Raw genomic sequence first — 10,043 nt, 5'->3', positions numbered from 1 at the left:
CTCAATGCCTCGCAGCTTCAGCAGGAGGTCAACCGGCGAATCCATCGACTGCAGGAAGTCGTCGAGGATGGCGTGAAGATTCGTGTGCCGCGGCCGCAGTTGCAAGAGGCTGACAAGACAGGCTGCAACTGGAGCATGACGCACTTCGGCAACGCGGTCGGCTTCGAGCGCGACATCGAGGGCGTGCTCAAGGCCGTGCGTGCGGAATACAACCTCAACACCGAAGTGAAAGACACCGGCAACCCGTTTGGGGACTAACCGCGAAAGACATCGATTCGTTGTTCGTTTTTGATGGCGTTGGCACTAATGGTGCGCTACCTCAAATGGTGCGCTACCTCAAATGGTCTGCCTTGTGACGGCCCATCGCAGATATTCCTCGCTTTGAAACCTATGCTTTCTACGAGCACTGACTGGCCGCATGTCGCTCGAAATGGCCGACACCTGACAAATGGACCTTTGGGTTCAACCCTGCGCGCGGTGCGCTGACCTATACGGCAAGCCGGCCACTGAGCCTCCGCACCAGGACCTCACGCTTAAGGGCGTGGACGCAGTCAAAGGCGAGCGACGAGAAGAGCATTACACCTGTGGTAGGTGCCGCGCGGTGTTTGCGTGAATCCTTGCCGGGCCGCCCACGCGGCAAATCTGGATGTTGCTAAATGCCGGTCAGCATTGACGCAACGCCTGCTCAATCTCGAAGGAGCACGTGTGCCTTCACGCCTGGATTGCACGAAATCGGAAAAACGCAGCGATGGGTACAGCGTAGAGATAATCGAGTAAGGGTGCCCGTGCAGTTCAACGACAACAACTCCCCGGCCTATTCTGCGTTCCTCCTCTGCGGCCGCCGGGGCTTATTTGACTGGGCAATTGCACTATGAGCTCTGGACGAGCTGTAGCTGGAATCGATATTGGCGGCGACCGGAATTGCGTCACTCCTGAGTCGCGGTATAGCAACTTGGCGCCGTTTTTGCTGGTGGGGTGCCTTGCCAACAACGCTTCATTTCGCCCGTGTTCGTATCTAATCTCCAGGCATTGCCGCCGCTGTCTACGGCCAGTTGGTAGTGGCCTGATGCCGTGGGCGAAGCATCATGCGATGCCTGGCCGCAGCCAGTGAGGATCAGGGATAGCGCAATGGGGATGAGTTTCATATGACTTTTCCTCGGTATCTCAGGCCACAGCTGATTACTCTGCGCCTGGCGCTTCCTTGTCCAGTTCGTTGTAGTCCTCGGCGGGGTCATCGCCGACCACATCCTCAAATTCGAGCGACTCGGGGAAAACGTCGAGCGCTGCCTCAGTCAGTTCCTCGGCCAACGCGTTGATCGAATCGATCCATTCCTTCGCCGCGATTCCCTTGTCTCCGTTCTGCCAGTTCGCCGACCTATCATCGAATTCGTCTTCAAGGGCGCGATGCACGTCATCGAGCATGCCCCGCGCCGCATGGACCTTTTCGTTATATGCGTCCACGTCTGGTTGCAGCTTCGCACGTGCCACGGCGACCGCCTCATTAAACACACGCACAGACTCTTCCAACGTGCTCCGCTGCGCCGTCAGTTCTTCGAACGCTGCATCGATGCGCTTCTGATCGGCGGCCTTGATCTTGAATGCCATGCTTGTCCTCTTTCGCGATACCCAAGTCCTGCTACTGGGCGGCGAAACTTAACTGATGATCGCCAAAGGCTTTTCCTAGGCGATGAGTACTTCAGCTGGAATCTTCAACTCGCGATTCAGACGGCGAATCATGGCAAGGCTTAGCCCGCGCTTCCGATTGAGCACTTCGTACACTCTGTTCAGGTTGCCAAGATACGGCTGCATGTCGCTGGCAGACAGTCCGGCCTGCTCCATGCGGAACTTGATGGCCTCAATGGGATCGGGAAGATCGAGCGGAAAGTGCTCAGCTTCATAACGCTCCACCAGGGTGGCCAACACCTCCAATCGGTCTCCTTCCGGAGTGCCGGGAGCCGGGTCGGCGTCAACCAGGCCAGATACTGTCTGTAAGGCTTCGTTGTAATCGTGTTCGTTGTGAATTGGACGGATTTCCATCTTGGTCACTCCAGTTCTACGGTTTCAGCATCAATCCTGTCGTACTCACCATGCGTTCCGACGAACTTGATGTAGACGACCCCGATGCGATACGCGACCGCAACAATCAGCCTGTAGTCGTTTCCCTTGATGTTGAATACCACACGGTTTCGGCCAACAAAGCTCGCGGTCGCATATCTGGCCTTTATGTCCTGCGGCGTCATCCAGACGGCCTTTACCGCTTCCTCATGCCATGCCAGCAGCGACTGCCGCGCGATCGGATGTTTGTCGCAGAATGCCAGGAGGACTTTTTTCGCGATGATTCGCATTGATGCATCTTAGTCCCATTTTGGGACTAAGGCAAGTGTGAAACCTCGGTCACGGTTCTTGAACTCGGAACACCCGCCGTTTCGACCTCTGTTCCGGGCAGGTTTGCAAACATTTGGCCGAAAATCGCTTCGCGCGCCATATGAAGTCCGTGTTCCCCAGAAAAATGCGTCCTTCGGAGGTGTATGAAAGGGCGGGGCTCTTTCCTGACGGATTCGCGCGATGATCATCACGTGTGAAGTGGGTGGGCAAAATCGCAGACCGTTAGATCCCGGCGAGCTCAAGCTGCCATTCGATGTTCGTAGTAAGGGCGATAGCGGTCGTCGAGAATCGCATATTGTGCCGCGAGGTTACCGCGCTCGGGGCAGAGCCACGCATCGATATTCTCCGGCTTGATCGGGATGATGCAGCGATCATGACCCGCGGCCGCAATCTCGGGCGGTGGTTCATCGGTGATCGCCGCGAACGACAGAAGGTCCGGCTCACCAGGGGCCTGCCAGTGTGACCACAGGCAGGCGACGAGCATGTCCTGAGCGGGTTGCGGCTTGAACTCCAGGACCACGTTTTCCTCCTGTTCGCCTTCAGCGAGCTCGCGCCCTTCAAGGCGATGTCGTTTCACGTTTTCATAGAAGGCATTCGCGACGATAAGACCGTGCGAATATCCAAAAAGCCCCTTCCAGAAGCCCTCCAGGTTGTCAAGCCTGGCGTTGTAGGTGCCCGGATATTTCTTGTCGTAGAACGCAGGCTTGCCGGCCGGGCGGCAGAGGTACCGCATCGGCTTGATGACACGCTTGCCGTCTTCCATAACCATCACCGGAGCATAGTTGCCGGGGAAAATTCGCGAGTCGCGGTCTTTCAGTTCGGTACGCCGGAGATCGTCGAGCCCGCGCAGCGCCGACTCGATCCTGTTGGTCGCAATCCGTTTGCTCTCGGAGGCCGCCTTCGTCGTTTTGCCCTGAAGGTTGCGCTCCGCGTCGGCGAGTCGCGCGCGCTGTTTGAACAATTCCTGCTCGAGCCTCGTTGCCTGCTCGCCGTTGAACCGGTCGATTGCTTCCTTGATCTGCCGTTCCTCGTCGGTCTGGGGAACCGAGAACGCGGCGTCCATCGCCTTCGGAATCCCGACATTGTTGCCCTCGGCGCGCTCCCAGTACAGCTGCGCGAACTCACGGATGTTCATGTGCGCGCCACACATCCTGACGTACTTGCGATAGTCCGCCTGGATCTGGGCTGAATAGCACATGGTTGCTCTCCCTGAAGAAAGGTGCGTCAATATGGTACGCCGGTTCCTAATGGAAGTTTCGCGTCGACGTGACGAGTGTGCCGAGCAGGTGTGACATGTCTACCAGCCGCTGTGCAACCAGGTGTCGTACTTCCCCCTGGCATTGCCACGTACCATAGACGGCGAGCAGTGACGCACCCAACGCTTCCTGTCGCTGTTTTTCAAGGAGACCCGGCCACACGATCACGTTCACGTTGCCGGTCTCGTCCTCGAGCGTCACAAACATCACACCCTTGGCGGTGCCCGGACGCTGACGCACGGTGACGAGTCCACAGCCACGGGCGAGTCGTCCATCGCGATAGGTGCGCAGCGTCGACGCCGGCATCAGCCTGTTCGCGAGTAGTTGTGGCCTGAGCAGCTCAAGTGGGTGTCGGCCAAGCGTCAGGCCCACTGAGCGGTAATCAGCAACGATGTCGTTTGCCTCGGTTGGCGCACCGAGAGCGGGCGTCTCGTCCTGAACGGCTGCTGTCGCGAGCATGTCCTTGTCTGGTACCGCTGCAACGGATTGCCACAGCGCTTCACGGCGATTGCCGGCGAGGGAGGCGAGCGCATTGGCATCGGCCAGCACATGAAGATCCTTGCGATCCAGTTGCGCGCGGCGGCCAAGGTCGTTGACGCTTTCGAATGACCGAACCGCGCGTGCATTCTCGATGCGTTCCGCAGCGCCGTCTTTCATGCCTCGCAGTAGCGACATACCGAGCCGGACGGCCGACCTTCCGGCGCCTGGCAGATTTACCAGTGCAGAGTCCCAGCCGCTGATTGTCACGTCAACGGGCAGGACTTTGACGCCGTGGCGTTGGGCGTCCTGCACAAGCTGCGACGGCGAATAGAAACCCATCGGCTGTGAATTCAGCATGGCCGCCAGAAACGCTTCCGGCTCGTGGCACTTCAACCAGCTGCTTGCGTACACAAGCAGGGCAAAACTGGCCGCATGACTCTCTGGAAAACCGTATTCACCAAAGCCCTTGATCTGTTCGAAGATGGATTCGGCGAAGGCGAGGGTATAGCCGCGCTCCTGCATGCCATGAACGATCCGATCGTAATATTTTTCTAGTCCGCCTTTCCGTTTCCAGGCGGCCATCGCGCGACGCAACTGGTCGGCTTCGCCAGCGGTAAAGCCGGCCGCAAGGATTGCGACCTGCATGACCTGCTCCTGAAAAATCGGAACGCCGAGGGTTCGTCCCAGTGCGGTTTTCAGCGCGTCGCTCGGATACGAGACGGGCTCGAATCCCTGGCGTCGCTGCAGGTAGGGATGCACGGCGCCGCCCTGAATCGGACCTGGGCGGACGATCGCCACCTCAATCACCAGGTCGTAGAATGTCCGGGGTTGCATCCGCGGCAGCATGCTCATCTGGGCCCGCGATTCGATCTGGAACACACCGACCGTGTCTGCCGCCGAAATCATCTCGTAGGTCTGCGGGTCCTCCGCAGGGATGTCCTGCATTTCGAAACGCTCGCCGCGCTGCTCCGACACAATATCAAGCGTGCGCCGGATGGCCGAGAGCATACCGAGTGCAAGGACGTCGATTTTCAGCAGCCCGAGCGCTTCAAGATCATCCTTGTCCCACTCGATGACGGACCTGTCCTCCATTGCAGCATTCTCGACAGGCACGAGACGCGTCAGCTTGCCGCGACTGATGACAAAGCCACCCGAGTGCTGGGAGAGGTGCCGCGGGAAGCCAAGCAATTGCGATGCGAGCTTCGCCCACGCCTGAATCAGCGGCTTTTCCGGGTCGAGGCCTGATTCCGTGAATCGCGCAAGCAGATCCTGACTCGTATCAAACCATTGATGCGACTTTGCGACGACGTCAACGATCTGGGGATCAACACCGAGCGCCTTGCCGGTTTCACGCAGCGCACCGCGCGGTCGATAGGTTGAGACCGCCGCCGCGATTGCTGCGCGGTCGCGGCCGTACTTGCGATAGATGTACTGGATGACTTCTTCGCGCCGCTGGTGCTCAAAATCGACATCGATATCTGGTGGTTCACCACGTTCCTTCGAGATGAAGCGCTCAAAAAGCATGTTGCCGCGAGCCGGGTCCACCTCGGTGACGCCGAGGCAATAGCAGACGGCAGAGTTAGCCGCTGAGCCGCGCCCCTGGCAGAGGATACTCTGGCTACGCGCAAAGCGGACGATGTCGTATACCGTGAGGAAGTACGGTTCGTATTGCAGCTCCGCTATCAGCTCAAGCTCATGCTCAATCTGTTCCAGCACCTTGTGCGGAATACCCGACGGAAAGCGTCGCTGTGCGCCAATGTACGTTTCCTGCCGCAGATAGGCGGCAGGGGTGAAGCCCGTTGGCACGAGTTCGTCCGGATACTCGTAGCGCAGTTCATCCAGCGAGAAAGTGCAGCGGTTTGCAATATCAACGGTTGCGGCAAGTGCGTCGTCGGGGTACAGGTTCGCGAGCCGCAGTCTGGAACGCAGGTGCTGCTCGGCATTCTGTGTCAGGTCATAGCCGCACTCATGCACCGGTCTGCGAACGCGGATCGCGGTCATGGTGTCCTGCAGCGGCTTTCGCGAGCGCACGTGCATGACGACGTTGCCGAGCGCGACAACCGGAACGTCCTGATTCCGCGCGACAAATTCAACCGAGCCCCGATGGATGTCGTCCATCGCGCGCTGGTGCAGCACAAGTCCCACCCAGGCGCGGCCCGTGAATGTGTCATCGAGCCATTCGACCTGTGCTGCCAGCACGTCTTCTTTCGCCGGAAAGTCCGGTACGAGAATGGCCAGGCAGTCGGGTAGGCCGCGCAGGTGCCGGTTCTCCCTGTCGGGCCGCGACAGGTCCTGCGGCGTCAGGCGGTACTCACCCTTTGGAGCGCGCGTACGGGCCAGCGTAATCAGCTCGGACAGGTTGCCGTATCCCTCGCGGTTTCTGGCGAGGAGAATCAGCCCGAACGCGGGTGATCCGCCAGCGTTCACCAGACGGAAGTAGGACCCAACGATAAACGGCAGCTTTGCCTGCTTCGCTGCAATGTGTGCGCGCACGACACCTGCCAGAGAGCACTCGTCGGTGACGGCCAGCGCTGAATAGCCCAGTTGCGCCGCGCGTTCAGCCAGTTCTTCCGCATGGGAGGCACCGTGCAGAAAAGTGAAGTTGGAAAAGCAGAACAGCTCGGCATACGCCGGCAGGGTGGAAAACGTGGCGTCCATGGCATGTCATCCGAACAGGCCATGCAGGAACCACCGCTGGTCGTCTTCTGCGTCCCGACTGCTGACGCGCTCGCGGTATATCCAGAAGCAGCTCTGGTCTTCGCCCTGGGCGACGAAGTAGTCGCGCGTCACCAGTTCGCCATCAAACCACCCGGCCTCGATGCGCTCGCCCGGCGACACCATGCGCAGCGGCGAGCCGTAAAACGGCCGGTGTTTGCGCATAAGCAGACGCACGGGCTTTTCCAGAAGCCATGTGGGTCGCGGAAATCCCTCGGGCAAGACGGTGCTTTTCGACGCACTCGCGACAGGCACCCATCGATTGGCAATTTCAGGTCGGTAATCCGCGGTTGGCGCAGGCCGGAGGACGTTTTCTTCGCCGAGTCGTGCAACCAGCAATTCGACAAGACGGGCGTGGTCCTCAGTCGAGCCGCCAGGCTCCGGAAACAGCGTGTCCGATGCAGGCACCGCAGGTTGCACGCTGGACGCATCGAGCCGCAGTGCAATGACCGGTGCAGTCAGCTCGATCCGCCCAAGGCGCTCCCTGATGAGCCGAACAAGATGGTCCTCACGCCACGTTGGCTCGCCGAGCGCAATCCCAATCGGGGTCGGCTCAATTGCCTGCCTGCCGCGCTCGTGCTCCAGCAGGAGGGTCGCGCCTGTCAGAGCCAGCTGTTTTGCACACAGCCAGCCACATAGCTGGACGATGAGACGATGCGCGCCAAAGAGCGCTGCTTCCGCATGCTCGATGCGGTCGGGCATTTCAATGCGGGCGGAGAACGTCGGGGGCAGTTCCAGCCAGTCAAAGAGTTCGGGCGCCGTGCCGAAGGCCCGGTCCAGCGAATCGAGGAGGTGTTCGCCACAACGGCGCTGCAGTCCAGCGCGCGGCAACCGTCGTACATCGGCGATCGTTTCGCAGCCCAGTCCCGCGAACCAGTCAGCGAACGGTCGAACCTCTGGCACAGACAGCAATGGCAATGCGGATAGGTGCCGCTCGAGCGATTCCATCTTGAGTACACGCCGGTTCCGGTGTTTCGCGAGCAGCCATGCGCCTTGACCTGTGGGGGCGGCACTTATCCGCGCGGTCAGTCCTATTGCATCGAGTATCGCTTTTGCCTGACGGCACACCGCCAGCAGACCGCCGAACAGACGCAGGCTCGCACCGATGTCGACCACCACGACGGCCTCGTCGAGCAAGGCGACATCTGGCGAGAACATCATGAGCGCGATCGCCACTTCCCGCTGCGCTCCATATTCACGGCCCGGCGCACGTTCGCACATCTCCACTTCCGGCGCGAGCGTCAGCACACCGCCGCGTTTCATTCCAACCCGCACGCCCGCTGACCTGGCAACTCCGTCTGCGATGACCACCTTGTCGCTGTCCAGGACCACGCAGCCGCGCGCAGGTTCAGGCAGCCACCGTGGTCGGAAGACCTCGAGCTGCAACCGGGGCAAGTGGACGGCGAGAAATACGCGCATGGTGCGAAAACAGAACAGGGGTTGGTTGAAGTGGGATCGACAGAGGTTCCGCGCGTGCTGGACCTCGTCGCTTCGCAATATCGACGGTCAGACCGTCGCGTTCTGGTCTTAGCGCCAGTCGTAAAACGGCAGGAGACGCATCCTGCACGGCTGCCAATGGGCGAACCATGAAAAAAAGCGTCTCCGAAGACTGCGCGACCAGATGTAGCCGCCGCAGTGAGGACGTCTGGACGTACTGCGTCCAGAACAGCAACGCGCCGCAGCTTCCAGCACGCAGGATCTGCTCGGCGGACCACAATGCGTCGGCCGTCTTTGCGGCGCGAATCTGCAGCAGTTGTTCCGGGGAAAGACCGATGTACTGGAGACCGAGGCCGTTCGGAACGTGCGGCGGCTGAACCATCGCAACGGGTCGTTTGCCCAGTGCGCTGAGCGCTGGGCGAAGCAACCGCATCTCTCCCACCCCGGCCTGTTGGACCAGCAGGTCGACGAGCGCGCCAATGGGCCATCCGCCGCCGGGCAGCTCTGCTGAAAGCGCCGCATAACCGGTATCGACTGTCCTGCCACGGCCGCGCGCAAGCTGCGACGCCCGCCATAAGGACGGGTGTATTGCTTCCGGAAGGGGTGGCGGGACGGTCATTGAATTGCGCAAATACCTGTATGAATATACAGTATCCTACACGGAAATTCGTAGCGATGAACAGGCACTTTTTTCAGGAGAGGCTGGATGGAGATACGCGTTCGCAAGCCGGTCAGCCATCCGATGCCGGAAATTGCGGCGTTTGTTGCGGACATGAAAGCGGTGTTCGGCGAGCGGGAAATCAACGAGGCCATCTGCCGCAGCAAGGCGGGAGAACCGACGTTTTACGCGTGCGAAAATGGCCGCACTGCTGGCACCCCTACGCCCGCGCAAACCAACGTCTGGTGTGTTGATGGGGCGGTACGCGACCGTCACTACTGTGCTGGCTGCGACGGTTCATGTGTGGGCACCGCGAAATCGTGCCGGGCGTGAACGGCACGAAAGCATACGGAGAGGACATGTTTCGATTTTTGAGTGTGGGCGTAATCCTGCTTGCAGTTGCTTCGACCGGCGTCGCGGGCGAACACTACGTTGAAATCTGGAATCCGCCTGAAGCGCGACAGGTGAAGCCGCCGGTTAGCGGCAAGCCCAAGCCTGGCAAGGCGTCAATCCTCTCGCGTCGTACGCCGAAAGTGACGCCACGCCGGGTGGCAGACCCCGTTGCGAAGTCGCTTCCAGGCGCACGCGCGGCAGCCAGTCCTACGAAATCTATGACGCCGCAGCCGACGAGCATCCCGAGAATCATGACGCCCGAGGGTAATGTGCTCCGGGTGAACAACGGCGGAGCACAGGTTGAGGTGGTGCGCTGATGGAAGAAGTTCGTCCGCTGACAAAGGAGCCGGCTGCGTCGTTGCGCTGCTATCTTGCGGTTAGCGACCTTGCGGCTTATGCGTTGGACGGAAGCTGGCTCACACCGGATTGTCTTGTAGAGTCGGCGCGTATATGGCTTGCGCGCCTGACGATTTCAACTGAGGCCCATGTAATCGCGAAAGCTGTCCTTGAATCAGAATTGAAGGACACGGATGCTGCGCGCCCCGAGCAACTTTTCACTGACGTGATGACAGTCAACTATGCTAGTACCGTCGTTGCCAAAATCTGGCGCAGGTGTAGCGGGCCCACAGGCGTCTGAGAAAACCTCTGCTCATTCATGCACGGAATACATGCAAGCTGAAATTTACAAGGGATACTCCATCTGGGGGCACGCCATTCTC

The 10,043-nt window shown here is 59.9% G+C and carries 11 protein-coding genes; 3 read left to right on the top strand and 8 right to left on the bottom strand.

All coding sequences use genetic code 11. The features are described 5' to 3' along the window. Positions 1 to 258, top strand: a 258-nt coding sequence (locus HHL24_RS42545; protein ID WP_169491159.1) for a hypothetical protein, incomplete at its 5' end; no start/stop codon positions are given. 668 nt (positions 259 to 926) lie between these two features. Here HHL24_RS42545 and HHL24_RS42540 read toward each other — a convergent pair. The 8 genes from HHL24_RS42540 to imuA all read right to left on the bottom strand — a co-directional run bounded on the left by HHL24_RS42540 (position 927) and on the right by imuA (position 8,892). After that, entirely contained in the window at positions 927 to 1,145 is a 219-nt protein-coding gene (locus tag HHL24_RS42540; protein ID WP_169491231.1) for a hypothetical protein, read from the bottom strand. A gap of 34 nt (positions 1,146 to 1,179) precedes the next feature. Further along, the gene (locus HHL24_RS42535; protein ID WP_169491230.1) at positions 1,180 to 1,605 is read right to left on the bottom strand and encodes a hypothetical protein; all 426 of its coding nucleotides are present in this window, start codon (positions 1,603 to 1,605) and stop codon (positions 1,180 to 1,182) included. Positions 1,606 to 1,680: 75 nt separating this feature from the next. Continuing rightward, positions 1,681 to 2,037 (bottom strand): helix-turn-helix domain-containing protein, encoded by a 357-nt coding sequence (locus tag HHL24_RS42530; protein WP_169491229.1) that lies wholly within the window; start codon positions 2,035 to 2,037, stop codon positions 1,681 to 1,683. A 5-nt stretch (positions 2,038 to 2,042) separates the two neighbouring features. Then, positions 2,043 to 2,345: a type II toxin-antitoxin system HigB family toxin gene (locus tag HHL24_RS42525; RefSeq protein WP_169491228.1), complete on the bottom strand. Its 303-nt coding sequence runs from the start codon at positions 2,343 to 2,345 to the stop codon at positions 2,043 to 2,045. Positions 2,346 to 2,623: 278 nt separating this feature from the next. Next, a complete protein-coding gene (locus tag HHL24_RS42520; protein ID WP_169491233.1) occupies positions 2,624 to 3,583 on the bottom strand; it encodes an SOS response-associated peptidase family protein in 960 nt (319 codons plus the stop codon). A 46-nt stretch (positions 3,584 to 3,629) separates the two neighbouring features. Next, positions 3,630 to 6,779: an error-prone DNA polymerase gene (locus HHL24_RS42515; protein ID WP_169491227.1), complete on the bottom strand. Its 3,150-nt coding sequence runs from the start codon at positions 6,777 to 6,779 to the stop codon at positions 3,630 to 3,632. Positions 6,780 to 6,785: 6 nt separating this feature from the next. Next, positions 6,786 to 8,255 carry a Y-family DNA polymerase gene (locus tag HHL24_RS42510; RefSeq protein WP_206003275.1) on the bottom strand — a complete coding sequence of 490 codons (1,470 nt, stop codon included), beginning with the start codon at positions 8,253 to 8,255 and terminating at the stop codon, positions 6,786 to 6,788. Beyond that, positions 8,185 to 8,892: a translesion DNA synthesis-associated protein ImuA gene (gene imuA, locus HHL24_RS42505; protein WP_169491226.1), complete on the bottom strand. Its 708-nt coding sequence runs from the start codon at positions 8,890 to 8,892 to the stop codon at positions 8,185 to 8,187. Before imuA ends, HHL24_RS42510 begins: the two co-directional genes overlap by 71 nt. Before the next feature lie 87 nt (positions 8,893 to 8,979). On the opposite strand from imuA, the gene HHL24_RS42500 reads away from it, so the two are divergent. Further along, positions 8,980 to 9,264 carry a hypothetical protein gene (locus tag HHL24_RS42500; RefSeq protein ID WP_169491225.1) on the top strand — a complete coding sequence of 95 codons (285 nt, stop codon included), beginning with the start codon at positions 8,980 to 8,982 and terminating at the stop codon, positions 9,262 to 9,264. Between the two features lie 26 nt (positions 9,265 to 9,290). After that, complete coding sequence (locus tag HHL24_RS42495; RefSeq protein WP_169491224.1) at positions 9,291 to 9,641, top strand: hypothetical protein; 351 nt, start codon at positions 9,291 to 9,293, stop codon at positions 9,639 to 9,641. Positions 9,642 to 10,043: the final 402 nt, after the last annotated feature.

It is taken from the genome of Paraburkholderia polaris (assembly GCF_012927345.1).
GTDB classification, from domain to species: Bacteria; Pseudomonadota; Gammaproteobacteria; order Burkholderiales; family Burkholderiaceae; genus Paraburkholderia; species Paraburkholderia polaris.
The sequence above is the reverse complement of the archived record's forward strand: the minus strand, read 5'-3'. Positions and strand labels throughout refer to the sequence as shown.

What these genes read in the sequence shown, in the direction of transcription:
- HHL24_RS42540 (WP_169491231.1), bottom strand. Translation starts at nt 1,145, where the DNA reads ATGAAACTCATCCCCATTGCGCTATCCCTGATCCTCACTGGCTGCGGC.
- HHL24_RS42535 (WP_169491230.1), bottom strand. Translation starts at nt 1,605, where the DNA reads ATGGCATTCAAGATCAAGGCCGCCGATCAGAAGCGCATCGATGCAGCG.
- HHL24_RS42530 (WP_169491229.1), bottom strand. Translation starts at nt 2,037, where the DNA reads ATGGAAATCCGTCCAATTCACAACGAACACGATTACAACGAAGCCTTA.
- HHL24_RS42525 (WP_169491228.1), bottom strand. Translation starts at nt 2,345, where the DNA reads ATGCGAATCATCGCGAAAAAAGTCCTCCTGGCATTCTGCGACAAACAT.
- HHL24_RS42520 (WP_169491233.1), bottom strand. Translation starts at nt 3,583, where the DNA reads ATGTGCTATTCAGCCCAGATCCAGGCGGACTATCGCAAGTACGTCAGG.
- HHL24_RS42515 (WP_169491227.1), bottom strand. Translation starts at nt 6,779, where the DNA reads ATGGACGCCACGTTTTCCACCCTGCCGGCGTATGCCGAGCTGTTCTGC.
- HHL24_RS42510 (WP_206003275.1), bottom strand. Translation starts at nt 8,255, where the DNA reads ATGCGCGTATTTCTCGCCGTCCACTTGCCCCGGTTGCAGCTCGAGGTC.
- imuA (WP_169491226.1), bottom strand. Translation starts at nt 8,892, where the DNA reads ATGACCGTCCCGCCACCCCTTCCGGAAGCAATACACCCGTCCTTATGG.
- HHL24_RS42500 (WP_169491225.1), top strand. Translation starts at nt 8,980, where the DNA reads ATGGAGATACGCGTTCGCAAGCCGGTCAGCCATCCGATGCCGGAAATT.
- HHL24_RS42495 (WP_169491224.1), top strand. Translation starts at nt 9,291, where the DNA reads ATGTTTCGATTTTTGAGTGTGGGCGTAATCCTGCTTGCAGTTGCTTCG.